Source organism: Alteribacillus sp. HJP-4 (assembly GCF_042139015.1).
Classification (GTDB): Bacteria; Bacillota; Bacilli; order Bacillales; family Marinococcaceae; genus JBHIKY01.
This window is the reverse complement of the sequence record NZ_JBHIKY010000002.1, coordinates 71,343-97,274: the sequence shown is the minus strand read 5'-3', so window position 1 is coordinate 97,274 and position 25,932 is coordinate 71,343. Positions and strand designations below refer to the sequence as shown.

General features: G+C 43.5%; 30 protein-coding genes. All 30 read left to right on the top strand.

Going from position 1 to position 25,932, the window contains the following annotated elements; all coding sequences use genetic code 11:
- Positions 1-29 precede the first annotated feature (29 nt).
- Positions 30-1,421, top strand: coding sequence for an ATP-dependent protease ATPase subunit HslU (hslU, locus tag ACE4RR_RS01945; protein WP_375533707.1), 1,392 nt, complete (start codon positions 30-32; stop codon positions 1,419-1,421).
- Between the two features lie 24 nt (positions 1,422-1,445).
- Complete coding sequence (gene codY, locus ACE4RR_RS01940) at positions 1,446-2,228, top strand: GTP-sensing pleiotropic transcriptional regulator CodY (protein WP_375533706.1); 783 nt, start codon at positions 1,446-1,448, stop codon at positions 2,226-2,228.
- Between the two features lie 21 nt (positions 2,229-2,249).
- Positions 2,250-2,456, top strand: a complete 207-nt coding sequence (locus ACE4RR_RS01935; protein WP_375533705.1) for a hypothetical protein — start codon at positions 2,250-2,252, stop codon at positions 2,454-2,456.
- Positions 2,457-3,702: 1,246 nt separating this feature from the next.
- The gene (flgB, locus tag ACE4RR_RS01930) at positions 3,703-4,104 is read left to right on the top strand and encodes a flagellar basal body rod protein FlgB (protein ID WP_375533704.1); all 402 of its coding nucleotides are present in this window, start codon (positions 3,703-3,705) and stop codon (positions 4,102-4,104) included.
- Between the two features lie 8 nt (positions 4,105-4,112).
- On the top strand, positions 4,113-4,562 hold the full coding sequence (gene flgC / locus ACE4RR_RS01925; RefSeq protein ID WP_375533920.1) for a flagellar basal body rod protein FlgC: 450 nt from the start codon (positions 4,113-4,115) through the stop codon (positions 4,560-4,562).
- A 47-nt stretch (positions 4,563-4,609) separates the two neighbouring features.
- Positions 4,610-4,903, top strand: coding sequence for a flagellar hook-basal body complex protein FliE (gene fliE / locus ACE4RR_RS01920; RefSeq protein ID WP_375533919.1), 294 nt, complete (start codon positions 4,610-4,612; stop codon positions 4,901-4,903).
- A gap of 35 nt (positions 4,904-4,938) precedes the next feature.
- Entirely contained in the window at positions 4,939-6,525 is a 1,587-nt protein-coding gene (gene fliF / locus ACE4RR_RS01915; protein WP_375533703.1) for a flagellar basal-body MS-ring/collar protein FliF, read from the top strand.
- A 12-nt stretch (positions 6,526-6,537) separates the two neighbouring features.
- The gene (gene fliG, locus ACE4RR_RS01910) at positions 6,538-7,551 is read left to right on the top strand and encodes a flagellar motor switch protein FliG (RefSeq protein WP_375533702.1); all 1,014 of its coding nucleotides are present in this window, start codon (positions 6,538-6,540) and stop codon (positions 7,549-7,551) included.
- Positions 7,544-8,326, top strand: coding sequence for a flagellar assembly protein FliH (gene fliH / locus ACE4RR_RS01905; RefSeq protein WP_375533701.1), 783 nt, complete (start codon positions 7,544-7,546; stop codon positions 8,324-8,326). The genes fliG and fliH overlap by 8 nt, the downstream gene beginning before the upstream one ends.
- Positions 8,326-9,645 (top strand): flagellar protein export ATPase FliI, encoded by a 1,320-nt coding sequence (gene fliI, locus ACE4RR_RS01900; protein ID WP_375533700.1) that lies wholly within the window; start codon positions 8,326-8,328, stop codon positions 9,643-9,645. The genes fliH and fliI overlap by 1 nt, the downstream gene beginning before the upstream one ends.
- Positions 9,642-10,079, top strand: coding sequence for a flagellar export protein FliJ (fliJ, locus tag ACE4RR_RS01895; RefSeq protein WP_375533699.1), 438 nt, complete (start codon positions 9,642-9,644; stop codon positions 10,077-10,079). The genes fliI and fliJ overlap by 4 nt, the downstream gene beginning before the upstream one ends.
- A gap of 14 nt (positions 10,080-10,093) precedes the next feature.
- Complete coding sequence (locus ACE4RR_RS01890) at positions 10,094-10,669, top strand: MotE family protein (protein ID WP_375533698.1); 576 nt, start codon at positions 10,094-10,096, stop codon at positions 10,667-10,669.
- A 153-nt stretch (positions 10,670-10,822) separates the two neighbouring features.
- Positions 10,823-12,145, top strand: a complete 1,323-nt coding sequence (locus tag ACE4RR_RS01885; protein WP_375533918.1) for a flagellar hook-length control protein FliK — start codon at positions 10,823-10,825, stop codon at positions 12,143-12,145.
- A gap of 9 nt (positions 12,146-12,154) precedes the next feature.
- A complete protein-coding gene (gene flgD / locus ACE4RR_RS01880; RefSeq protein WP_375533697.1) occupies positions 12,155-12,649 on the top strand; it encodes a flagellar hook assembly protein FlgD in 495 nt (164 codons plus the stop codon).
- A gap of 40 nt (positions 12,650-12,689) precedes the next feature.
- On the top strand, positions 12,690-13,118 hold the full coding sequence (locus ACE4RR_RS01875; protein ID WP_375533696.1) for a TIGR02530 family flagellar biosynthesis protein: 429 nt from the start codon (positions 12,690-12,692) through the stop codon (positions 13,116-13,118).
- Between the two features lie 38 nt (positions 13,119-13,156).
- On the top strand, positions 13,157-13,948 hold the full coding sequence (gene flgG / locus ACE4RR_RS01870; RefSeq protein ID WP_375533695.1) for a flagellar basal body rod protein FlgG: 792 nt from the start codon (positions 13,157-13,159) through the stop codon (positions 13,946-13,948).
- A gap of 32 nt (positions 13,949-13,980) precedes the next feature.
- The gene (locus tag ACE4RR_RS01865) at positions 13,981-14,226 is read left to right on the top strand and encodes a flagellar FlbD family protein (protein WP_375533694.1); all 246 of its coding nucleotides are present in this window, start codon (positions 13,981-13,983) and stop codon (positions 14,224-14,226) included.
- A gap of 1 nt (position 14,227) precedes the next feature.
- Positions 14,228-14,656, top strand: coding sequence for a flagellar basal body-associated protein FliL (gene fliL, locus ACE4RR_RS01860; RefSeq protein ID WP_375533693.1), 429 nt, complete (start codon positions 14,228-14,230; stop codon positions 14,654-14,656).
- A gap of 31 nt (positions 14,657-14,687) precedes the next feature.
- Complete coding sequence (fliM, locus tag ACE4RR_RS01855; RefSeq protein ID WP_375533692.1) at positions 14,688-15,680, top strand: flagellar motor switch protein FliM; 993 nt, start codon at positions 14,688-14,690, stop codon at positions 15,678-15,680.
- Positions 15,673-16,887: a flagellar motor switch phosphatase FliY gene (gene fliY, locus ACE4RR_RS01850; RefSeq protein WP_375533691.1), complete on the top strand. Its 1,215-nt coding sequence runs from the start codon at positions 15,673-15,675 to the stop codon at positions 16,885-16,887. The genes fliM and fliY overlap by 8 nt, the downstream gene beginning before the upstream one ends.
- An 18-nt stretch (positions 16,888-16,905) precedes the next feature.
- Positions 16,906-17,268 carry a response regulator gene (locus tag ACE4RR_RS01845; RefSeq protein ID WP_375533690.1) on the top strand — a complete coding sequence of 121 codons (363 nt, stop codon included), beginning with the start codon at positions 16,906-16,908 and terminating at the stop codon, positions 17,266-17,268.
- Positions 17,269-17,284: 16 nt separating this feature from the next.
- Positions 17,285-17,962, top strand: coding sequence for a flagellar biosynthetic protein FliO (fliO, locus tag ACE4RR_RS01840; RefSeq protein WP_375533689.1), 678 nt, complete (start codon positions 17,285-17,287; stop codon positions 17,960-17,962).
- Positions 17,959-18,639: a flagellar type III secretion system pore protein FliP gene (gene fliP / locus ACE4RR_RS01835; RefSeq protein WP_375533688.1), complete on the top strand. Its 681-nt coding sequence runs from the start codon at positions 17,959-17,961 to the stop codon at positions 18,637-18,639. The genes fliO and fliP overlap by 4 nt, the downstream gene beginning before the upstream one ends.
- 11 nt (positions 18,640-18,650) lie before the next feature.
- Positions 18,651-18,920 carry a flagellar biosynthesis protein FliQ gene (fliQ, locus tag ACE4RR_RS01830; RefSeq protein WP_375533687.1) on the top strand — a complete coding sequence of 90 codons (270 nt, stop codon included), beginning with the start codon at positions 18,651-18,653 and terminating at the stop codon, positions 18,918-18,920.
- Between the two features lie 5 nt (positions 18,921-18,925).
- The gene (gene fliR / locus ACE4RR_RS01825; RefSeq protein ID WP_375533686.1) at positions 18,926-19,705 is read left to right on the top strand and encodes a flagellar biosynthetic protein FliR; all 780 of its coding nucleotides are present in this window, start codon (positions 18,926-18,928) and stop codon (positions 19,703-19,705) included.
- Between the two features lie 6 nt (positions 19,706-19,711).
- Entirely contained in the window at positions 19,712-20,794 is a 1,083-nt protein-coding gene (gene flhB / locus ACE4RR_RS01820; protein ID WP_375533685.1) for a flagellar biosynthesis protein FlhB, read from the top strand.
- 32 nt (positions 20,795-20,826) lie between these two features.
- On the top strand, positions 20,827-22,866 hold the full coding sequence (gene flhA, locus ACE4RR_RS01815) for a flagellar biosynthesis protein FlhA (RefSeq protein ID WP_375533684.1): 2,040 nt from the start codon (positions 20,827-20,829) through the stop codon (positions 22,864-22,866).
- Positions 22,863-24,011, top strand: a complete 1,149-nt coding sequence (flhF, locus tag ACE4RR_RS01810; RefSeq protein ID WP_375533683.1) for a flagellar biosynthesis GTPase FlhF — start codon at positions 22,863-22,865, stop codon at positions 24,009-24,011. The genes flhA and flhF overlap by 4 nt, the downstream gene beginning before the upstream one ends.
- Entirely contained in the window at positions 24,004-24,876 is an 873-nt protein-coding gene (locus ACE4RR_RS01805; RefSeq protein ID WP_375533682.1) for a MinD/ParA family protein, read from the top strand. Before flhF ends, ACE4RR_RS01805 begins: the two co-directional genes overlap by 8 nt.
- Entirely contained in the window at positions 24,873-25,916 is a 1,044-nt protein-coding gene (locus ACE4RR_RS01800; protein ID WP_375533681.1) for a protein-glutamate methylesterase/protein-glutamine glutaminase, read from the top strand. Before ACE4RR_RS01805 ends, ACE4RR_RS01800 begins: the two co-directional genes overlap by 4 nt.
- The last annotated feature ends 16 nt before the right edge of the window (positions 25,917-25,932 follow it).

The following is a 25,932-nucleotide window of genomic DNA, read 5'->3' as shown; positions in this document are numbered from 1 at the left end:
TAAAGCACTACGAAAGGTGATGGGACGGTATGGATCAACCGCTTACGCCAAAACGCATTGTGGAAAAACTGGATCAATTTATTGTTGGACAAACAAAAGCAAAACGATCAGTAGCCGTTGCTTTACGCAATCGTTATCGGCGCAGCAAGCTTGAAGCAGGTCTCCGTGAAGAAATAACTCCTAAAAATATTCTGATGATCGGACCGACCGGTGTCGGTAAAACAGAAATAGCACGACGGCTTGCTAAACTTGTTGGAGCCCCATTTGTGAAAGTGGAAGCAACGAAATTTACGGAAGTCGGCTATGTTGGCAGAGATGTCGAATCCATGGTACGTGATTTAACAGATACCGCAGTCAGGATTGTCAAAGAAGAAAAAATAGATAAAGTTAAGAAGGAAGCAGAAGAGCTCGCAAATAAGAAGCTTGTAAAGCTGCTCGTTCCTGAAAAAAAGAAACAGCAGAATATGAAGAATCCTTTTGAGATGATTTTTCAACAGCAGCAGAATAACCAGGAAGACCAGCAGGAAACAGAAGAACCTGACATCGCCCAAAAACGCCGGCAGATAGCGCACCAGCTTGCTCTTGGAGAGCTTGAAGACCGAATAGTCACAATAGAAACAGAAGAGCAGCCTAAACAGTTTACCGATATGTTTCAAGGCTCCGGCATGGAACAGATGGGAATGAATATGCAGGATATGCTTGGAAATATGATGCCAAAAAAGAAAAAGAAACGGAGGCTGCCGGTAAGCGATGCGCGCAGAGTATTGACGGATCAGGAAGCCCAAAAACTTGTCGATATGGACGAGGTAAGTCAGGAAGCCGTTTCAAAAACAGAGCAGTTGGGTATCATTTTTATAGATGAAATCGATAAAGTTGCGGGAAAGCAGCAAAACAGTGCAGATGTTTCAAGGGAAGGGGTTCAGCGTGATATTCTACCGATCGTGGAAGGGTCCGCGGTCACAACAAAGCATGGCTCAGTGAAAACAGACCATATTCTTTTTATAGCAGCAGGGGCATTTCATATGTCAAAGCCTTCAGATTTAATTCCTGAGCTGCAGGGGCGTTTCCCGATCCGAGTTGAGCTTGACAGTCTTGGCCCGGAGGATTTTGTACGAATCATGAAAGAACCGAATCATGCACTGTTAAAGCAATATGCTGCACTTTTACAGACCGAAGGTATAAATGTTGAATTTTCTGACGATGCTGTTCATAAAATCGCTGAACTCGCAGAAAGCGTTAACCAAAATACGGAAAACATCGGAGCGAGAAGGCTTCATACACTGCTCGAACGCCTCCTCGAGGATCTATCTTTTGAGGCGTCAGATATTACAATGGAGAAAATTACGATTACCCCTGAATATGTAGAGGAAAAACTCGCAAATATAGCAAAAAATCGAGATATGAGCCGATATATTTTATAAGGACGTCAGGAGGAGACGAATAAAATGGATTTATTATCAAAAAGTAGAAAAATTAACGACATGCTGCAAAAGACAGCTGGTGATCATGTCAATTTTAAAGACATGGCTGAAACATTACGCGATGTGATTAGTGCGAATGTCTTTGTGGTAAGTAGAAGAGGTAAACTGCTGGGCTATGGCATTAAACAGGAGATTGAAAATGACCGAATGAAAAAAATGCTGGAGGAGCGGCAATTTCCAGAGGAGTATACATCCGGCCTCTTTAAAATTGATGAAACCTCTCCAAATCTTGATGTGGACAGTGAGTATACTGCGTTTCCTGTAGAGAACAAGGATCTGTTCCGTTCAGGATTGACAACCGTTGTTCCTATCAACGGCGGTGGTCAGAGGTTAGGCACGCTCGTACTTGCCCGGCTGAATGATACGTTTGATGATGACGATTTAATCTTAGCTGAATATGGTGCTACAGTAGTCGGCATGGAAATCCTGCACGAAAAAACACAGGAGATTGAAGAGGAAGCCAGAAGCAAAGCAGTGGTTCAAATGGCGATCAGCTCCCTCTCGTATAGTGAGCTCGAAGCAGTTGAGCATATTTTTGAAGAGCTTGATGGCAATGAAGGTCTGCTTGTTGCCAGTAAAATCGCCGACCGCGTAGGAATCACAAGATCAGTGATCGTTAATGCTCTCCGTAAACTTGAGAGTGCCGGCGTCATTGAATCACGTTCGCTCGGTATGAAAGGTACGTACATTAAAGTATTAAATGATAAATTTTTGTTTGAACTCGAAAAAATTAAGTCCAACGCATAGCTGCTGAAGGCAGAACCTGCTGTGATCGTCAGATCACAGCAGGTTTTTTTAAAAGAAGAAGAAAGAATAGAATTTGTTGATATCATCCCTGCAGGCAGCCCTTTTCCGCGGGGCTTGTCTTCAACTAATCCTGTCTCAGCGAAGCTTCGCCAGAATGGATTTTCAGACGGCGCTGATCTCTTGGGAGTCGCCGCCTTCCGTTCTTCAATCGAAGAACAAACACCTTAAGGGTGGCTTTGCATTTCACGTGTTGAAATTATTACAAGTCAAAGAAGGCCATACGAAAAAGCTTTGACAAATAAAAATAGCATCTTGAATGACGAATAGTATTTTCTTTGAATGAGAAATTAGGTCATTTGCGTAGTTAAATGCGTAGACTCCTTAGGGAACAGCACGAGTCTCAAGACTCCACAGGCAGTGTTCTTTCTTCCGGGGAGGCTTGAGCCGTGCCCTAGGAAAGCGAAGCGTTTTGACGGAGCATTTTATGAAAACTCATAAATAACATACAGGGGCTGTATCAAAAGACTTTTCAAAAAATTTTAATCCCTACTCTGGTGGTTTCATTCACACCAAAACAAGTCATCCCGTACCACTTTTATGGTGATACGGGATTATTTTTGGAAGGACATCAACTGTTTATAACCTTTTGATACAGCCCCTTTGCAATAAATAATTTACTTTTGTCCCGGCCACTTTTTTTAAAACAGAAAAAGTATGGATTTAGTTGATTTCATCGCTGCAGGCGGTCTCTTACCGCGGGGCTTGTCTTCAACTAATTCTGTCTCAGCGAAGCTTCGCCAGAATGGATTTTCAGACGGCGCTGAACCCGTCGGGAGTCGCCTCTTTTCGTGCTTCAATCTGAGTATCATCACATTAAGGATGCTAAAAATACTTCTCCACAGCTATTTAGAATATGAGCGAAAAGCTTGGGTCACGATGGGACGGCGGCCAATGAGCCTCCTCAAAAAAACTACTGCGCACTACAGGTTATTCTCTTCGACTTTTTCAATTGATGCTTTTTGTCAAACACAGGCAATCACATCTTCCATGCCTAGCTGTATTTTATATATTTAAACAAAATTTGACATGATTTTCGTAATTGGTGCTATATACCTACTAGTAAATAATGCTCACTTAATGCGAGTTTGATATGTGCGGGTAATATAAAGTGAACATTACTATTTTATATAGTGAATTATAGTAAAAATATGGAACTAATTTTGATTATTCTATATAATAAAAGGCCGTATTTATCAAATAATAGGTAAAAAGACTTAATTCTAATGCATTAAAAATGTTGGTGCTTTTATCTTGAATTACGGAATTGTAAAAAGACTGTTAGACATGTGTAACATAATTTTATACAATTTGGGTAGTAATGCTTAATAAATTGAAGATATAGGAAAAGCATGCCTGAATTTCATGCTTGGCGAATAGTGTCGGAAAAGTATGTAGGTCATAGGGAGGGGTTAATGTGGGGTTATTTGATTCTTCGACCATTGGAAACCTTCAAATAGGTTTAAATGGTGCAGCCATGGAGCAAAAAGCAATCTCTCAAAATATCGCTAATGTTGATACACCGAATTATAAAGCAAAAAGGGGACAGTTTAAGCATACCCTGGATGATGCAATTCAAAACGAGAATTTAAAAGCAGTCCGGACGAATGCGAAACATATAGAATTCGGTAACAGTACCACTAGGTTGCACTACACGGAAGATTCTTCCACACAATATAATCACAACGGCAATAATGTAGATATTGATAAGGAAATGTCAGATCTGGCAAAAAATCAAATTTACTATAACGCAGTGACAGACCGATTAAGCAGTAAGTTCAGCAGTATAAAAACAGCTGTACGAGGGGGAGGTTCGTAACAATGAGTATGTTCAGCGGAATTAATTCTTCTGCATCAGCTCTGACAGCCCAGAGATTGCGGATGGATGTTACCTCTGCAAATATGTCGAATGCTGACTCCACCCGTGGCCGTCTGGTAGATGGAGAATGGGAGCCGTACCGAAGGAAAATGGTATCCATTTCTCCAAATGAAACAGGTTTTTCAAGTCATCTAAATAGGGCGATGGAAAGCAGCGGCTATGAAGCAGAAGGGGTAAAAGTAGATTCTATAGTTGAAGATGAATCCCCTTTCCGCCGGGTGTATCAACCAGAGCATCCTGATGCTGACGGAGAAGGCTATGTGGAACTGCCTAATGTAGATCCATTAAAAGAAATGACTAACATGATGAGCGCCACTAGATCGTACGAAGCTAACATAACTACGATGAATGCGTCGAAAAACATGATGTTAAAGGCACTCGAAATAGGCAGAGGCTGATTGAGGATTTTTTAAGGAGTGGTGGAATGATACAAGGAATGAATGGAATGGAAGCTCTGGGAAGAGCAGATGAAGCTGCGCGTGCTCCAGGTTCAGTTCAAAAGACTCCTACGCAAGCACAGATTTCTTTTAAAGAGTCATTGAATGAGGCAATTACGAATGTAAATAATGCGCAGCTTCATTCCGATGACATGACAAACAAGCTTGTAAACGGAGAAGTGGAAGATCTTCATGAAGTGATGGTAGCGGCAGAAAAGGCAAGTGTTACGCTCCAAACGACGGTTGAAGTTCGAAACAAAGCCATTGAGGCTTACCAAGAAATAATGAGAATGCAAGTATGAGCAGCCTAAGAGTGCTGGACTAGTCGGGAGGAGCCATGAAAGAGAAGTACATAGAATTGAAAGAACGTGCTGCAACGTATTGGAGCAGCCGGTCAAATCTTCAAAAAGGGCTTGGATTCGGGACAGCAGCTTTTATTCTGTTATTAATCGTGCTTGTCATCGTATTCGCCGCCAGAACAAATTATGCACCTCTGTATTCGGATTTATCTTCGGAGGAAACTGGTCAGATAAAGGAAACTTTAGATTCACAGGGGGTCCCTTCCAAGCTTTCGAATGATGGGTCTACCATCAGTGTACCGGAAGAGTCAGTGGATGCACTGAAGGTGGAACTTGCTGCAGAAGGTATCCCTCAGAGCGGATCGATTGATTATTCCTTTATTGAAGATCAAATGGGTTTTGGGATGACAGATAACGAGTTCAATGTCATGGAAAGAGCTGCCATACAGACTGAACTTGAGGAACTGATACAAAATATCGATGGCGTGCAGGCAGCTAATGTCATGATTACTCTGCCGGAGGAGACCACCTGGGTAAACGAAGAAGCAGGTACTGCATCGGCTTCAGTGGTAATCGATACCGGCGGTAGCTCAAACATGGACCAGCAGAAGGTAAGAGCACTATATCACCTTGTTTCGAAAAGTGTGCCGGATCTTCCTGTAGATAATATCGTCATCATGAATGAAATGTTTGAGGATTTTGATTACGATAATGAAAATTCTTCGGATTCCACCATGAATGCATATCAGGAGCAGCGCGGTGTGCAGGATGATATCGAAAAGGATATCCAGAGCCAGCTTCAACAAATGCTCGGAACGATGATGGGCAGGGATAAAGTCGTTGTATCAGTGACCACCGATATCGATTTTACGCAGGAGAATCGTGAAGAAGCTTTAATTGAGCCTGTTGATGAAGAAAATATGGAAGGCATTGAGCTCAGTGCTGAGAGAATAACTGAAACCTATGAGGGAGAAGCCGTAGATCCAGGCGGTATTCCAGGTGCAGATGAAGATGACATCGTGGGTTATAATGATGGAGCTGTCGGTGGAGAAGGCGACTTTGAACGGACGGAAGAGCGTGTAAATAATGAAGTCAACCGTATTCACCGGGAAATTGTAGAAAGCCCTTATAAACTTAGAGATTTAGGAATTCAAGTAATGGTCGAACCTCCGGACCCGGAAGAGCCCGATTCACTGCCTCCAGAAAGCATCGGAGATATTGAACAGGTCCTCAGTACAATCGTAAGGACAAGCATTGATGATGAATTCCAAGAGGAACTTACCGATGCTGACATCGAAGAAAAGGTTTTCGTCAGCACACAGACTTTTAACGGAAAGGCAGAGCTCGATGAAGAGCCAGCAAATACAATTCCTGTTTGGATGTACATTGTTGGGGGGATTCTTCTTCTGGCAGTCATTGTCCTTGTCATCGCCCTGCTGCGAAAGAGCCGTGAAACGGAAGAGGAAGACTTCATTACTGAGGAAATGACAACTATGGAAGTTCCTGATTTGCCGGATGATCAGGATTCAGAACAAGCCACACGGAGAAAACAATTAGAAAAGATGGCGAAAGAAAGACCGGAAGAATTTTCAAAGCTGCTGCGGACGTGGCTTTCCGATGATTAAGGAGGAATCGTAATGCCAAAGGCAAAAGAAGCATTGACTGGAAAACAAAAGGCTGCGATGCTCTTAATTTCACTTGGGCCGGATGTTTCAGCGCAGGTATATAAATATTTATCAGAAGAAGAGATAGAGAAGCTGACACTTGAAATAGCAGGGGTGCGGAAGGTAGACAGTGGAATGAAGGAAAATGTACTAGAGGAATTCCATCAAATTGCGGTCGCTCAGGACTATATCTCTCAAGGTGGGATTGGCTATGCCAAGAGTATTCTCGAGAAAGCGCTCGGAGAAGATAATGCGATGCAGATTATTAATCGGTTAACTTCCACACTGCAGGTGAAGCCGTTTGATTTTGCCAGGAAAGCAGATCCTTCGCAGATTTTAAACTTCATACAAAACGAACACCCGCAGACAATTGCGTTAATTCTTTCTTATCTGGAATCAGTGCAGGCAGGACAAATATTATCTGAACTCCCGCAGGAGGTGCAGGCAGATGTTGCAAAACGTATTGCCGTTATGGACAGTACTTCACCAGAGATAGTAAACGAGGTGGAAACAATTCTTGAACAGAAGCTGTCAGCGACAGTAACTCAGGATTATACAGAAGCCGGAGGCATCGAATCTCTTGTAGAGGTTTTAAACGGCGTGGACCGCAGCACAGAACGTACTATACTAGACGCTCTCGAAATACAGGATCCTGAACTGGCAGAAGAAATCAAAAAGCGCATGTTTGTATTCGAGGATATTGTTACTCTCGATAATCGATCCATTCAGCGAGTAATAAGAGATGTGGAAAACGATGATCTGCAGCTTGCTTTAAAAGTAGCTAGCGAAGAAGTAAAAGAGATCGTCTTCAACAATATGTCGCAGCGCATGGCGGATACATTTAAAGAAGAGATGGAATTTATGGGGCCGGTTCGTCTGCGTGATGTCGAGGAAGCTCAGACAAGAATTGTAGCTATTATCAGACGTCTTGAAGAAGCCGGAGAAATCGTGATCGCACGGGGAGGAGGGGATGATATTATTGTCTAGACTTATCAAGGCTGGAAATAAAGAAGAACTTAAAGCCCGTTCCATTCACCTTAAACCAGTCCCTCCAGTCAAAACTGGAAAACCTGAATCGCAGCTGAATAACCGAAATAATGAAATAGGCCCCATGGCGGTAAATAAAGATCAGTTGTTTTTACAAACTAAAAAGCAAGAAGCTCAGAATTTAGTGGCCAAGGTTGAGCGAGAACTGCAACGTGCAAGGGAAGCTATCAGTGAAGAAGAACAAGAATCAAGGGTGCGGATGAGGCAGGCGTATGAGGAATCGAAAAATGCTGGATTTGAAGAAGGATTTGAACAAGGGAAGCGCAGTGCGATGACAGAATACAGCAGCCTGATTCAGCAGGCAGAAGAAACGGTGAACCATGCAAAAAAAGAATACCACCGCTATTTAGTAGAGGCAGAACCAATTATTCTTCAACTCGCTTTAACGGTTGCAAATCGCATTATGTACCGCTCCCTGCAAGAGAACGACATATGGATGGATATAGTTAAAAATGCTGTTCAAGAGGTGCGTGACCATGATTCAGTTACCATTTACGTACCTCCGGCCCGCTACGAAGAAACGAAAACTCAGCGCCAGGAGATCGAAAGTCTGCTCGGCCGCGCCCAGGAATTAGTGATTCTGCCGGATGCAGCCTTAACAGAGAATGCCTGCATTATAGAAACGCCTTATGGAAAAATTGATGCCTCACTGGACAGTCAACTAGAGGAAATGAAAATACAGCTGATGGAACGTCTGAAGGAAGGGAGCCGCTGATGAAAGCAGCTGAATTAATTCAGGAAATTCCAGCACTAAATCCTTATAAGCAATATGGAAAGGTAACAAGAGTTGTTGGACTGACCATTGAAGCAAAAGGACCAAAAGCTTCGGTTGGTGATTTATGCTATATCTACCCGTTTGCAAAACAAACAGCTGTGTTAGCGGAAGTTGTTGGATTTAAAAATCAGAACGTTTTACTGATGCCTCTGCAGCAGGAGGCTGATATTGGAGCGGGCAGTCTGGTTGAAGCTACGAGAAAGCCGCTGCAGATTAAAACAGGCAACGGCCTGATTGGAAAAGTAGTAGACGGTATCGGGCAGCCACTCGACGGAAGCTCCCTTCCAGATGGCCTGGCCAGGGTAGGAACCGATGCGTCTCCGCCCAACCCGCTGCTCCGCCCACGCATAGAAGAACCGCTTCCGCTCGGGGTCCGGGCAATCGATGGTTTACTTACTGTTGGAAAAGGGCAGAGAATTGGAATTTTCGCAGGCAGTGGAGTTGGAAAAAGTACGCTCCTCTCGATGATTACCAGACACTCAGATGCTGATGTGAACGTTATTGCTCTTATTGGGGAGCGCGGACGCGAAGTAAAGGATTTTGTGGAAAGAGACCTTGGCACAGAAGGGATGAAAAAGTCAGTCGTTGTCGTTGCTACCTCGGACCAACCGGCATTAATGAGAATAAAAGGAGCCATGACTGCCACAGCCATTGCAGAATATTTTCGTGATCAAGGGAAAAACGTAAATTTAATGATGGATTCTGTGACCAGATTTGCGATGGCGCAACGTGAAATCGGCCTTGCCGTGGGAGAGCCCCCAACAACGAAAGGATATCCCCCCTCTGTTTTTGCCATGCTTCCACGCCTGCTTGAACGATCCGGTACGAGTGAACAAGGGACGATTACTGCATTCTACACAGTGCTGGTGGACGGGGACGATATGAACGAACCAATCGCAGATGCAGTTCGAGGTATTCTTGATGGTCATCTTGTATTGGATCGGAAAATAGCTGATAAAGGCCACTATCCTGCAATTAATGTACTAAAAAGTGTCAGCCGTGTAATGACTGAAATTGCAGCTGATGAACATCGCCGTGCATCTGAGAAAGTTCGCTCTCTTTTAGCGGCCCATCATGAAGCGGAGGATTTAATCTCGATAGGAGCATATAAGAAAGGTTCCTCAATCCAGACCGATGAGGCTCTTCATCTGCTTCCTGAAATAAATGCCTTTTTACAGCAGGAAACCGAGGAACGGCCTTTATTTGAAGAAACGGTTCAGCTGCTTCAAAAATTCATTGAAAAAGGAGACCAGAAATGAGCTTTCAATACTCCTTTCAAAAAATACTAGACTTAAAAAAAGACGAAAAAGATATTAAAGAGCAAGAATACAGCCGTTCTGTCGTTCAATTCGAGAAGGTGGCTACAGCGCTCTATCAATTGTTGATGCAAAAAGAAGAAATTGAAGCATTCTATCGGGAACGGATAGAAACTGGCATAAAAATTCAGGAAATTCAGCATAACGAAGCAACACTCCTACAGCTTCAGGAAAGGATTTATTCCGAACAGAATCGTGCTGATATTGCGAGAGAAAAGATGTTACATAAAGAGAAAGAAATGCAGGCCGCTTCAGTTGAATGGAAAAAGTTCGAAAAATTGAAAGAGTGGAAAAAGGAAGAACATGCTAAACAGCTGAAGAAAGCTGAGGAACAGCAGCTTGATGAGATCACGACACGCAAATATGCATTCCGCTGAATGAAGGGAATTCTATGGGAAATCAAAAACCAAAATCGAAAGAGAAAAAAACCGGAAAAGCACAATGGTTTTTCCTGATTATTTTTGTTCCGCTGTTGTTTGCTGTCATTCTAGGTGGAGTTATTTTAAGTTTTCTCGGCATTAACGTCCTTGAGCTTGGCAGAGAGGCTGTGTCTAACGTTCCCGGTTTAGCAGAGATGGTAGAAGAAGAGGGCCCAAATGAGGAAACCGAACAGTTGGAATCAGCAGAAGAGGCAGCAGCGAAGGATGACGAAATAGCGGCCCTTCAAGCAGAGCTGGAAGCAAAGGATGATGAAATCCGAGATCTTGAGACTGAGCTGGAGGAAGTGCTCATTGAGTCAGAAACAGACCAAAATCAATCTGAAGATGAGGACGGAGACGATAGTGAACTTACCGATATTTATGAAAATATGGCACCAGGCAGCGCGGCGGATGTATTTTCAGAAATGGACACTGCCCGGGTGGTACTACACATGAATGGACTGCGAGCAGATACGCGATCTCAAATATTAGCCAAAATGGAGCCGGCTGATGCTGCGAGTATTTTATCTGCGCTGGAAAATAATTAATTTTTTGAATCAATTTCATAAGTGTAGAAGTTTGCCACAGGACGTGACCGGTTTTAATCAACCTGTATTCGCATTTATTGTTGTGAAATTATCTTTTGAAATTCATTCCTTATCTCAAAAACATTTGAAGGGAGGTGAAACAATTTGCAGTCGATGTTACCAACGTTTCAGTTACCAGTTCAGGCCAATAGCAGCAAGCCTGTGACCTATGAAAAAACCAGCAGACACAGCAGTCAGTTCCTGCAGCTGCTTGGAGAGGCGATGCCTTCTCAGGTTAATGACATCATGGGAATCCAGGAGACCGACGAAAGCCTTCAGAAGCTGGTCCAACAATTTTTCAAGGAAGCCGAGGCTTTTACAGAGGAGTTTTCCGATGAATTAACGGCCATGTTGGAAGACTGGCCGGGGAGCATGGATCTAAATATGGAAAAGATTTTTTCAATGCTTCCTGATGAAGTCCAGCAGATGCACATGGAGCTTTTGAACGAGGAAAACAGAGTGGATATCCAATCTAACCTTCTTCAGGCTTTACAGTCCGGAAAATCAGAAAATGACACAGAGGATCTGGATGAAAACGAGAATGGCGATAAAGTGCAGCAGACAGCTGGCGCAGCTGCGGCACTGTTTGCGGTTCTCGGTGCTCATAAGCAATTCACTCAGCAGAGTCACACACGTGAGAATGCTCACACACTTTCAAAGTCTCGGAACATAGAATTTTTGCAGGCACTGGCATCATTGAGCAGTCATTTTCTTCCCGGTCTAAATAGGCGGTCCTTGAGTACGGAGTCACTGCTTCAGCGAAGTGAAAGCCAATTAACAGAAACCAATCAGGGCAGACAACTTACACTTGCTCAGTTTTCCAGTTTAATTAAAAGTAACGGCAATGCCAACAAAAACAGTGATTACCTTCAAAATTTATTAAACCGGACCTTTGCTGCATTAGATCCTGCCGGCGGTTCTCTTCCCTCTTCATTAAGCCAGGAAGGAACCCAGCAGCCAGCGAAGGTGCAGCAGCTCGTCATGCATCTCGGAGAAAATAAAACGGAGTATGCGCGGCAGCAGGAGTTTACAAGACAGCTGCAGGAGCTTTTAGGAAAAACGAATCTTCCTTCTCTAAAAAATGGAGCTAAGGAACTAACATTGAAGCTTCATCCAGAGCATCTCGGCAGAGTTGATATAAAGCTGACCCAGCAGAATGGACAGATAATAGCCCAGCTTTTAACTACCACAAAGGCTGCGAGAGAACTCGTAGAGCAGCAGATTCACCACCTGAAACAAAGCTTTCAGCAGCAAAATATTCAAGTGGAGCGGATTGAAATTCAGCAGCAGATTTCTTCTTACTTACATCAGGAGCAGGAGGAAAATCAGGAAAACAAGCAGCAGCCGCCAGAAAATGCGCAGCAGGACCATGTTTCAGAAGATGACAATTCCTTTGCGGATATTCTTGAAGAGCTGACTTTTAATGAACAAGTGTAGGTGTTAAACATGCCGGATAGTATTCAAGAAACTTACAGACTGCCGGATCAGTCGAAGCCGAAAGTCCAAAGCGCGAATGATTCAATGCTTGGAAAGGATGATTTTTTAAAGATATTGATGACGCAGCTTCAAAACCAGGATCCGATGAATCCAATGGACGACAAAGAATTTGTATCGCAGATGGCGACTTTTTCCTCGCTGGAGCAGATGACGAATATGAGCGCTGCCATGGAATCGATGGCAGAATCGCAAAAGAGCGGTTCCCTCGCACAGCACAGTGAGCTGATCGATAAGAAGATTAAGTGGGAGCGAGAAATTGAAGTTGACGATCATATTACAGACACAGAGGAGGTTGTGAACACTGTAAAGTCCGTCCGCCTTGATAGTGATGGAAATATTCGATTTTTGCTTGACAATGACCGCTGGATAAACAGTGATCAATTGATAGAAGTAAGCGGAGCCGATCCGATTGAAGAAGCGGACAGCAGCGGGACCTCACTGTAAGCGGAGAAGGTAACTAGATTAATAGACTGGAGGAAATCTCGTGACACCGGGTATTGATTCGCATGGAATTCACCAGCTTCCTCATCCAGGACAAAAAACGAAAGCTGTTAAAACTTCTCAAACAACATCTTTTCAGGAGATTTTTAAAAAGCAGGTTGAGCAATCTCCACCGCTTACAGTCAGCAGGCATGCCGAAAGACGATTGCACAATCGGGATGTGGCAGTTACAGAAATAGAATGGAAGAAAATTAATGAAAAGCTGACGATGGCAAAAGAAAAAGGTGTTCGTGATTCTATTGTTTTAACAGACAAAGCAGCACTTGTAGTAAGCGCAGAGAACCATACTGTCATTACAGCCATGACAAAGGATGAAGCAGCGGATCATATTTTTACTAACATTAACGGCACGATTGTAGTAAGCAGTGATGCGGCCCGACCTGAGGAAGGAAGCCGCCGGACAGCCGACTGACAGACGCTGTCTTTCTAATAAATTAAAGGGGGAGCTATATGCTTCGTTCAATGTACTCCGGAATCTCCGGAATGAGAAACTTTCAGCAAAAACTAGATGTTACAGGAAACAATATTGCAAATGTAAATACGTTTGGTTTTAAAAAAGGCCGTGCAACATTTAAAGATATGGTAAGTCAGCAAATGGCTGGTGCCACAGCCGGAGACCCGGCAGGAAGAGGTGGTTCAAACCCCCGTCAGATCGGTCTAGGATCACAGATGGGCAGTGTAGATACGATCAACACACAGGGAAGCCTGCAGAATACGAACAGAGAGTTGGATCTTGGAATTTCCGGTGAGGGCTATTTTATGCTCGATGATGGAGAAGATACTTTTTATTCGCGGGCGGGGAATTTTTACCTCGATGAGAACGGAACACTAGTAAATACTTATGGCTACAACGTACTTGACGAAGCAGGTAACAGCATTCAAATTCCTGCGGATGCACAAAGCTTCAGTATTGGATCGAATGGAGATGTAAATGTCGTCATCGATAATGATACCGAAGTAGAGGCCACAATAGGTATTGCTAATTTTGCAAACCCTGAAGGGCTTGAAAAAGCTGGCAACAATTTATTTATCCCTTCAGCTAACTCCGGGGATCCGATAGAAACAACGGCTGGAGAAGACGGAACTGGAGAACTAGTCGCCGGGGTTCTCGAAATGTCGAATGTGGATTTGTCTGAAGAATTTACGGAGATGATCGTAGCTCAGCGTGGATTCCAGGCAAATACGAGAGGAATTACGACTGCTGATGAAGTGCTGCAGGAATTAATGAATCTTAAAAGATAATATAGATACGTGAGGAGGATAGAGGGGCCGTAATGAATTGTCCAGGTGGCTCCTCTCCTATACATATGATCGAATTAACCCAATTAAATGGGAAGCGTTTTTTATTAAATGTTCCACTGATTGAAAAGGTAGAATCCTTACCGGACACCACTATAACGCTTGTAAACGGAAAAAAGATGTTTGTGCGTGAAAGTCTTGAAGTTGTCTTGTCGCTCTGTAATCAATTTTACCGAAGTGTAGGAATGACAGGGTCTGTAATACCAAGGGAGGGGTCGTAGCATGTTTCAGAACCGCTTAGTTAATGTAATGGTTATTATCCTGGTTTCTTTTACACTAATCGGAGTTGTGGCACTTGTTTTATTTAATTATTTTGAAACCCCGGAAGCAGGAGCGGATCCTTCCATAGATAAAATCATCGAAAATTCCTGGCAGACCGAAGAAATAACGACGAACCTGAATGGCGATGAAATTGTGCGGGCAAGCTTCCAAATTCATACCGATACGAAATCAGCTAAAAATGAGCTGGAGAAAAGAGATTTTCAGATGAATAATTTAATTATCCGCCATCTTGCTGGTTTGTCAGCAGCTGAACTGCAGTCTCAGAAAGGGATCGATGAAATGGAATCAGAGCTGCGCAATAAAATGAATGAAATGATGGATGAAGGAAAAATTGTGCGTGTGTACACGACACAGCGGATGATTCAGTAATGCCGATGTTGTAAAGAAAAGAGGTGAAAAAATGGCAGATGTTCTTTCCCAGGGGGAAATAGATGCACTGTTGTCTGCGCTCTCCACCGGAGAAATGGATGCGGATGAATTAAAAAAAGAGGAATCGGAAAAAAAGATCCGCACCTATGATTTTAAGCGTGCCCTTCGTTTTTCAAAGGATCAGGTCCGGAGTCTGTCGAGAATTCATGAAAACTTTGCAAGATTATTAACAACGATGTTTTCCGCTCAGCTCCGAACGTTCGTTCAAATTTCGGTTGCCTCTGTCGATCAGCTTCCGTACGACGAATTCATCCGCTCGATTCCAAAAATGACGATGTTAAACATATTTGAAGCTAATCCGCTCGAAGGACGTTTGCTTATGGAAGTCAATCCCAATATTGGCTACGCGATGATTGACCGTCTTCTCGGCGGAAAAGGAAGCAGTATAAATAAAATTGATAATCTAACGGAAATTGAAACGAAAATAATGAGCCAGTTATTCCAGGGTATGCTTGAAACCTTTGAAAGCGCATGGGAATCCGTTATTGATCTTGAGCCGGTGATGGAGGATCTTGAAGTTAACCCGCAATTTCTGCAAATGGCATCACCGAATGAAACAGTAGTCGTCATCTCACTTTCCACAACCATCGGTGAGACGACCGGAATGATTAATATTTGCCTCCCGCATGTGGTACTTGAAGAAATTCTGCCAAAGCTCTCGGTACATTATTGGATGCAGACGAAGAAAAGACAGCGTGATAATACAGAAATAGCAGCGATTGAGCATACTGTAAAGTCGGCTCCGGTCTCCCTGCAGGCTCTACTCGGCCAATCAGAAATAACTATTGAAGAATTTTTACAGCTAAATCCAGGAGATGTCATTGAACTTGATCAAAACATCCATAAGCCACTCGTATTAAAAGCAGGAGGAGAACCAAAATATTTCGGTCAGCCTGGGAAATGGAGAAATCAGATGGCGCTGCAGATTACAGATGAAATAGAGAGGAGAGATTCGTATGAATGATGATATGCTCTCGCAGGAAGAAATTAATGAACTGCTGAAAAGCGTTTCAGGAGAAGACGAATCTGATGATAAAAACAATAGCACACAGGCCGGTTCCGATTCCCCGAAAGACAGTCCCTACAAGATAGAGGATTACGTAACATCAGTAGAGCAGGATGCGCTGGGGGAAATAGGGAATATTTCGTTTGGCAGTGCTGCAACTGCGCTGTCGCAGCTGTTGAATCAAAAAGTAGATATTACGACACCAGTCGTTTCCGTGTTAAAGCAGAATGAACTTGATAAGGAATTTCCCAAACCTCATGTCGCCATTCATGTCGAATATACCGATGGCTTTGAGGGCACAAATCTGCTTGTCATTAATACGGAGGATGCAGCTATCATTGCAGACTTAATGCTTGGCGGGGAAGGAGCGCCGGAAACCAATAAGCTGGACGATATGCATATTAGTGCCGTGCAGGAGGCGATGAACCAAATGATGGGATCCGCCTCCACTTCCATGTCAACGATTTTCAATAAGCGCGTGGATATCTCCCCGCCTGGAATTGATCTCATGGACGTAAAAAAGGAAAAAGGGACTTCCAATATACCAGAAGAGGATATGCTCGTAAAAATATCTTTTCATTTAAAAGTAGGCAGTTTGATTGATTCATCTATTATGCAGCTTATAACGGTGGAATTTGCAAAAAGGATGATTGAGGATCTGATGAATCCGCCAGAAGAGGACAATGCTTCTTTTCAGGAAGCTGAAATCGCTCCTGAACCAAACCAGAAACCCCCTAAAAAGGAGATCCTTACATCGACAGAAGCAAAAGATCAAACCGGCAGAGGTGTTTCATCAGAGACACGCGAGCAGCAATTTATCGGTTCTAGTGAATCAGCACCCGAAAGAGAGGTGCAGTCCGCAGCTTTCTCTTCTTTTGAATCACCTCCACTTGGTCAGACAGAAGCAAAAAATTTAAACATGCTTCTTGATATTCCGCTTGAGGTCACCGTGGAATTAGGACGCACGAAACGATCCATCAAGGATATTCTTGAATTTTCACAGGGCTCTATCATTGAACTCGATAAGCTGGCAGGGGAACCAGTGGATATTCTAGTTAATCAAAAGCTGGTCGCAAAAGGAGAGGTCGTTGTTATTGATGAAAACTTTGGCGTCCGGGTAACCGATATTGTCAGTCAGGCCGAGCGGATTAAACGGTTGAAATAATCAGAGGAGGAAACATAGGTGGCACATTCTGTATTAATTGTTGATGATGCATCTTTTATGAGGATGATGGTAAAAGATATTCTCGAAAAAAATGGTTTCGATATAGCAGGAGAGGCGAAGGATGGTCAGGAGGCGATCAGCCAGTATAAGGAGCTTTCACCTGATCTGGTGACGATGGATATTACGATGCCGGAATTGGACGGGATAACTGCTCTAAAAGAAATAAAAGCATTTGATCCAAATGCGAAAGTGATCATGTGTTCAGCGATGGGACAGCAGGCTATGGTTATTGATGCGATACAGGCGGGAGCAAAAGATTTTATTGTAAAACCTTTTCAGGCGGACAGGGTGTTAGAGGCAATAAAAAAAACGCTTGGTTAAAGGTGGGAGGACTAACGTGAAGATATGGAAGATCACCATGATTTTATTTTTCATTATGACAGTCTTTGCCTCCGCACCGCAACCGGGCAATGCTTCAAATGAGAACCGTACTATCAGTGAGATTCTTGAGGACGGTGACCAGCCCGGTGAAGAAGTGAATAGTGATCCTGCGGAGGGAGCAGAGCAGGAGAATCATGCCCCTCAGAATTCGGAGGATGAATTACTGATGGAAGACCGCAGTATTTTTGCAGTCCTGCTTCAATTATTTTCAGCTCTGGCTGTCGTCATCGCAATTATGTATTTTCTGTTAAAATTTTTAGGAAGAAAATCGCAGAATTATCAATCTCATCAGACGCTTCAGAACATCGGCGGAGTTCCCCTTGGACAAAACAAGTCAGTACAGCTTGTCAGGGTAGGAGACAGACTGCTCGTTGTAGGTGTTGGTGAGTCCATACAGATGCTTACAGAAATTGAAGATAAAAAGGAAAGAGAACTGCTGCTTCAGCAGAATGAACCACGTAGCTCATCGGGGAAATCTTCATTTTTTGAGAAATTGAAAATAGCTTCTTTTGGAGAGAGCACCACCAGACGGTCAGATGACCGTTCCTTTCAAGAGATGCTTGAGAATCAACTGAACGATATGAAAAAAGCGCGGGCGAAGGCAGGGAGCCGGACAAAGGAGCATGACAAATGATCTTTTTCATACCTGGACTCGATTTGGGAGCGCTGACAAGTGATGATCCGGAAGCTCTGTCCACGACGCTTCAGTTAATTTTTTTAATTACGATACTATCGCTTGCTCCAGCGATTTTAATATTAATGACGAGTTTTACGAGAATTGTAATTGTACTTTCCTTCGTAAGAATGGGACTGGCTACCCAGCAGATGCCGCCCAATCAGGTATTGATCAGTCTTGCATTATTCATGACTTTCTTTATCATGGCTCCGGTCTTTTCAGAAGTGAATGAGCAGGCACTTACTCCATTGCTGGATGGAGAACTGAATCAGGAAGAGGCATTTGAGCAGGGGGCGGCCCCGATGAAGGAATTTATGGCCGATCATACGAGAGAAAAGGATTTGAGCCTATTTATGGGCTACGCCGGTATGGATCAGCCGGAAACACTGAATGATATACCACTTACAGCATTAATTCCAGCCTTTGCGATCAGTGAATTAAAAACAGCATTTCAAATCGGATTTTTAATTTTTGTACCATTTCTAGTTATCGATATGATAGTAGCAAGTGTATTGATGTCGATGGGAATGATGATGCTTCCGCCGGTCATGATCTCCCTGCCCTTTAAGATTTTACTGTTTGTTCTTGTTGATGGCTGGTATTTAATCGTTGAGTCTTTGCTAATAAGCTTTTAGAAGGTGATGAAATGACTGCGGAAACAGTAATAAGCCTCGCTGAAAATGGTGTATGGGTAGTTTTTTTGGTGGCAGGTCCACTTCTGGTAGTAGCGCTCGTGCTGGGCTTTGGTGTTGCTATTTTTCAAGCCACCACCCAGATTCAGGAGCAGACTCTGGCGTTCATCCCAAAAATTCTCGGCGTGCTGGGCTGCCTTGTATTATTCGGGCCGTGGATGCTGTCACAGCTCGTGAATTTCACTTATCAGATTTTCAGTAATCTGCATGAGTTTATAGGTTAGTTGTGATGGATCTACAGTGGCTCAATCAATTTCCGTTATTTTTATTAGTGGTTGTCCGCGTGCTTGCTTTTTTCACGACGATGCCTTTATTTACATATCGGACAATTCCGGCAACGTTTAAAGTAGGACTCGGCGTGTTTTTTGCATTTATTATTGTTTTTACTATCGAACCTCTCGAACTTGAAATGAACAGTACATATTTTTTGCTTATTTTTAAGGAACTGCTTGTCGGGTTAAGCATTGGGCTTCTTGCAGCAATTCTCATCTATGCAGTCCAGGTTGCCGGTATGTTTTTAGACATTGTGTTTGGGTTTCTTGTGGCAAATGTAATTGATCCGCAGACCGGGGCACAAAGCCCGCTGCTCGGAGGGTATCTTTACACGTTTGCTTTATTATTTCTCATTGTCATTGACGGACATCACCTCATTCTGGACGGAATTTATTACAGCTATGAATATATTCCAGTGGATCAGGTATTCCTGCCCTTTGGCAACGAGGCTGTTGCTGTTCATATATTGGAATCCTTCAGCACAATGTTTATGATTGCTTTTCAAATGAGCTTTCCTATTGTAGGCAGTTTATTTCTTGTGGATATTGCCCTTGGAATGATGTCAAGAGCAGTACCGCAGATGAATGTGTTTGTCGTAGGTCTGCCATTGAAAATATTCGTCGGGCTCCCGCTTTTGATGATCAGTATGCCGGCATTTTTTATGGCTGTGGATAATTTATTTGATGAAACGTTCTCTGCCATGAGGACATTAATGGCATTGCTGGGAGGAGCATAACAAATCATGAGATATCGTCTGGATCTGCAATATTTTTCCCAGGAAAAAACGGAAAAAGCAAGTCCAAAAAAAAGACAGGATGCGAGACAAAAAGGCCAGGTAGCAAAAAGCTCTGATGTTAACACTGCTCTTGTAATGCTGGCTGTATTTCTTTTTATGTTTTTTTACGGGAGGGTGCTCGGTGAATATTTACACGATATGCTTCAGCATGTGTACAGTGAATACATTTTATGGGACGTAAATGAAGCTTCTATCATCCCGATTTTTGAAGAAATCGCACTTGAATCAACGTTTGTTCTCATTCCAATTATGCTCGTAGCAATGGTTATCGGTTTTGGAGCTTCCGCCGTGCAGGTCGGGTTTAAGTATACGCCGGAATCAATTGCAATGAAGCTGGAAAAAATTAATCCGATCAGCGGCTTTAAGCGGATTTTTTCAATCCGGGCACTTGTGGAATTAATGAAGTCGCTGTTAAAAATAACACTCGTCGGAATACTCGTTTTTTCGATTCTATGGATCAGTCTTGATTCCCTGTTATTTTTATCACAGAAAAGTGTCGAAACCGGCTTTGCCGAGGTGGCGCGATTAACTGGCATTATTGGGGTTTCGGTGGCAATGCTGCTTCTTTTTCTGGCTATTCCTGATTATATCTATCAAAAATATGATCATGAAAAACAGATTAGGATGTCGAAACAGGATGTGAAAGATGAACATAAAAAAATGGAAGGCGATCCGCTCATTAAGTCAAAAAGACGTCAAAAGCAAATGGATATGGCTATGCAGAGGATGATGCAGGAGGTGCCGAAAGCAGATGTCGTCATCACCAACCCAACTCATTTTGCGATTGCCCTCCGTTACGAGGACAGTGAAATGGCAGCTCCTGTAATTACTGCTAAAGGTGCTGATTTTGTAGCCTTTCGTATTCGAACGCTTGCCAAACAGCACGAAGTCATCCTAGTGGAAAACAAGGCGCTCGCCCGGGCTTTGTATGCACAGGCGGAGATCGGGGATGAAGTTCCTGAGGAATTATTTAAGGCGGTGGCGGAGGTTCTCGCGTATGTGTACCGTTTGAAAAATGAACTAATGTAAAGTAACTTTCAGACCGAAAAAGGAGCAGGTATATGGGTGCAAGAGAGTTTTCAGTATTATTTGGTGTTATTTTGATAGTTATTATGCTTATTATTCCGTTGCCGACGGTTATTCTCGATATTCTTATTATTGTTAATATTTCTCTTGCCCTCATCATTATTCTCGTATCTATGAACACGAAGGAACCGCTCGAATTTTCCATTTTTCCAACACTTCTGCTGCTTGTGACCTTGTTTCGTCTCGGACTGAACGTTTCTACTACCCGTTCGATTCTCGGAAATGCTGAGGCAGGAAATGTTATCGAAACGTTTGGAAATTTTGTTATCCAGGGGAGCGCGCTCGTCGGGTTTGTGGTTTTTCTTATTTTAATCATTATTCAATTCGTCGTCATTGTAAAAGGGGCGGAGCGTGTGTCAGAAGTAGGAGCACGATTTACCCTCGATGCGATGCCGGGTAAACAAATGAGTATCGATGCAGATTTAAACGCCGGGATGATCTCAGAGCAGGAGGCAAAAGACCGCCGGGAAAAAATTGAGAGGGAAGCTGACTTTTATGGTTCCATGGACGGAGCGAGCAAATTTGTAAAAGGAGATGCTATTGCCGGGATTGTTATTGTTATCATCAATATGATTTTTGGAATAGTAATTGGCATGACCGAACATGCCATGGATGTTGGAACGGCTGCAAACACTTACACTCTGCTCACTGTCGGAGATGGTCTCGTCAGTCAGATTCCTGCGCTTCTCGTATCGACGGCCACAGGGATAATCGTAACGAGAGCGGCTTCTGAAGGAAATCTCGGACATGATATTACAAAGCAGCTGTTTGCGTTTCCAACGATGCTGTTTGTTGCTGCCGGGGCGATATTCTTCCTTGGTGTTTTTACTCCGATCACTATTATTCTGACTGCAATCATTGCTGCGCTTATCACACTTGTCGGATTAATGATCAGGCGTACCGAGCAGCAGACACGCGATATTGAAAAGGAAGTAACAGAATCTGAAGACAGCGGAGAGGATATGAAATCCCCTGAGAACGTAGTGAGTCTGTTAACAATAGATCCTGTCGAATTTGAATTCGGCTATGGTCTTATCCCGCTGGCTGATGCGAACCAGGGCGGCGATCTGCTTGACAGAGTAGTGATGATCCGCAGGCAGCTCGCTTTGGAAATGGGCATGATAGTACCTGTAATCCGGATACGCGATAATATTCAGCTTCAGCCGAATGAATATGTAATCAAACTGAAGGGAAATGAGGTTTCCCATGGCGAGCTCCTGCTTGATCACTATATGGCAATGAGCCCAGGTGTCGATGACGATTCGATAAGTGGTATCGAAACCACAGAGCCTGCATTTGGACTCCCGGCAATCTGGATCGGTGAGGAAACGAAAGAGCATGCTGAGCTTGCCGGTTACACCGTTGTGGACCCGCCTTCTGTTGTTTCCACTCACCTGACGGAGGTGATCAAAGCTCACGCCCACGAACTTCTTGGCCGAGAGGAAACGAAGCAGCTTGTCGAACATTTAAAGGAAACTTACCCGACACTCGTCGAGGAAGTCACCCCGAATCCATTGAGTCTGGGAGAAATACAGAAGGTGCTCTCCAATCTTTTGAAAGAGAAAGTATCTATCAGAAACCTGCCGACTATATTTGAAACTCTGGCTGAATTTGGCCCAATGACGAAAGATATGAATCTTGTGACAGAGTATGTCAGGCAGGCCCTGGCAAGGCAAATAACAAAACAGGTATCTGCTCCTGGAGAGCCGCTGTATGTTGTCACAGTAAGCGGATCAGCTGAAAAACAAGTGGCGGATGCAGTGCAGCAGACCGAACACGGTAATTATCTGGCGATGAATCCAAAGGACTCGCAGTCATTGATCGATAAAATTGGAAGAGAAGCAGAACGCATTTCCGAAATGGGGCAGTCTCCGATTCTTCTCTGTTCTCCGGCTGTCCGGATGTATCTCCGCCAGCTGATCGAGAAATTTTTTCCGCAGGTGTCTGTTATATCCTACAACGAATTAGAACCTGATGTTGAAGTACAAAGCGTAGGAGTGGTGAATGCAGAATGAAGGTGAAAAAATTCACGGCGAAAGATATGCCTGAAGCAATGAAAAAAATTAGAGATGAACTTGGAGAACAGGCAGTAATTTTAAATTCCAGATCTGTTAATACTGGCGGTATGTTCGGATGGTTCACAAAAAAAAGCATGGAAGTAATAGCTGCCGTTGATGAAACCCAGCAGCGTCGTCTGTCTGCCGGCCATTCGTCCCCAGAACAAAAACAGGAAGCCGTTTATGGGGCTGATGCCCGGAACAATCAGGTTTCACAGACCCCTGCACCTGAGGCGAAAGAGCTTCAAGACATTAAAAATCAAATCAAGACTCTTGTCGAAAGCAGCAGTACGAATCAGCCCGAATATCCTCAGGCTTTACAGCTGATTGATCAAAAGTTGAAAAATCAGGAGGTGGCCGCACCGATCCGGCAGAAGCTGGCAGGCTATTTAATCAGGCAATGGTACCAGCATGAGGAGAAAGAAGCGGAGCAGGAAGTATTTCAATGGGCCGAAGACTATATAAATAAAGAAATTTCCAGCGTGGAACACGGTCCGTCCACTGACCCAAAAAAAATTATTAATTTAATAGGTCCGACAGGGGTGGGCAAGACGACCACATTGGCCAAAATAGCCGCTTACTATCACCTGGAACTGAAAAAAACTGTAGCATTTATTACGACAGATACGTATCGAATTGCTGCAGTTGAACAACTAAAAACATACGCCAGGATTTTGGATATTCCGCTTGAAGTAGCCTACTCCATCGAAGATTTTAAACAGGCAAAAGAAAAATTCATCAATGTCGATTTAATTCTAGTCGATTCTGCAGGAAGAAATTTTTTAAACAGGCTTTATGTCGAAGAGCTTCGTAAAGTCATCGATTTTGATGATGATATGGAAACATATCTCGTATTATCATTAACTTCAAAATACCAGGACATGAAGAAAATTTTCGAACAATTTTCCATGATGCCGATTGATCGATTTATCTTTACAAAAAAAGATGAAACATCTTATTACGGAGCGATGATTAACATGATCAGCGAGGGGAATACCGGAATTGCTTACGTAACAAATGGTCAAAATGTGCCTGATGACATGATCAGTCCGGCTCCAAAGACAATTACCGGATGGGTAATGAAGGAGTATGCAGATGAATGATCAGGCAGAAAACCTTAGAAAAGAAAAAGCGCTTCATTATTCTCGGCGCTCCGCGCGAATCATTGCAGTAATCAGCGGAAAAGGGGGAGTGGGAAAATCCAATATCACTTTAAATTTTGCGCTCGCATTAAGTGAACAAGGAAAAAAAGTAATGATTTTTGATTTGGATATTGGGATGGCAAATCTTGATATTTTAATGGGGATAAGCCCCGATAGAACTCTGCTTGATATGGTGGAAGAAGAAGTGTCTATCTGGGATATTTTAGCGGAAGGACCCGGCGGTGTCGACCTCGTTCCTGGAGGATCGGGGCTGGCTGAGCTTTTTGCGATGACAGAGGATAACCAAGAGCGATTCAGCGGGCAGCTGGCAAGATTGTACGGCCATTATGATTTTATTTTATTTGATATGGGGGCTGGAGTATCGGAAGAGAGTCTTCGTTTTATTCTCTCAGCGAATGAAACAATCATGATCACCACGCCGGAACCACCGGCGATGATGGATGCTTATGCGATGCTAAAGCACATTCATAAAAAGGATGTCTCCCTTCCCTGTTCGCTCATTGTAAATAAAGCAGAAACAAAACTGGAAGGCAACAGCACAGCGGAAAACTTCCAGAGAGTTTCAGAAAAATTTCTAATGAAAAAAATTACGATACTTGGATCTGTTCTGTCTGACAAGGCAGTGCTTCTTTCCGTAAAAAAACAGAAGCCATTTTATCTGGATGCACCGGGCAGTGAAGCTTCTCTTGCAGTCCGCAGTTTTACAGCCCGGTATCTTGGCCAGGAACGTCCGGTTCAGCCATCCGGGTTTCCACAATTTATAAATCAAATAAAATCTATTTTTCAACGGAGGCGGGGAGGATGATCCGGGTACTGGTTGTTGATGACTCTGCATTCATGAGAAAACTGCTGACGGATTTCATTGAAGAACAACCTGATATGACAGTTGCCGCCACTGCCCGTAACGGCAGAGATGCACTGCTGAAGCTTGAAATTATTACTGTGGATGTCATCACTCTTGATGTTGAAATGCCGAAGTTAAATGGAATTGAAACGTTACAGGCAATCATGAATACATTTAGAATTCCGGTCGTGATGGTCAGCTCTCTTACCAGTGAAGGAGCCCGGCACACTCTCCGGGCGTTGGAAATTGGAGCGGTGGATGTTATTGCAAAGCCATCTGGGTCGTTCTCACCGGATCTTTACAAAATAAAAAAAGAACTGACCGCGAAGCTGCGTGCCGCTTCAGGGGCGAACCTATCCTCTGCAAATATCATACATCGTCAAAATATTGAGCCTATTGTATTTGAGGAAGTGGTTCTGCCTGCGAACAGAATAATTGCGATCGGCACTTCAACAGGCGGACCAAAAGCGTTACAGCACATCCTTCCATTATTGGATACCCATGTTGATGCCCCGATCGTTATCGTACAGCACATGCCGTCGACTTTTACACGCTCGCTGGCAGAACGACTTAATCAACTGAGCAGCATCATTGTGAAAGAAGCTTCCGATGCGGAAATTATTCAAAAAGGTACGGCATATATAGCTCCCGGGGGGAAACATCTTCGTATCATAAACATGGGCTCAGCGCTGGTAACGAAGGTGACAGAAGATATGCCGGTAAACGGTCACCGTCCTTCTGTTGATGTACTTTTCTCCTCGCTCTCTTCACTCAAAAACTGGGGTGTGGTGGCAGTTGTTTTAACCGGTATGGGAAGTGATGGGAAAGAAGGACTGATACGTATCAAAGCAGAGAGGACAAGCATAAGTATTTCTGAATCAAGAGAAACCGCAGTAGTGTATGGGATGCCAAAAGCTGCCAGAGAAGAAGCAGGAGCCGATATCAGTCTGCGTCTTCATGAAATAGCTCCTTTTATAAATCATTATTTCAAAAAGGATTAGAAAGGTGTGGACAATG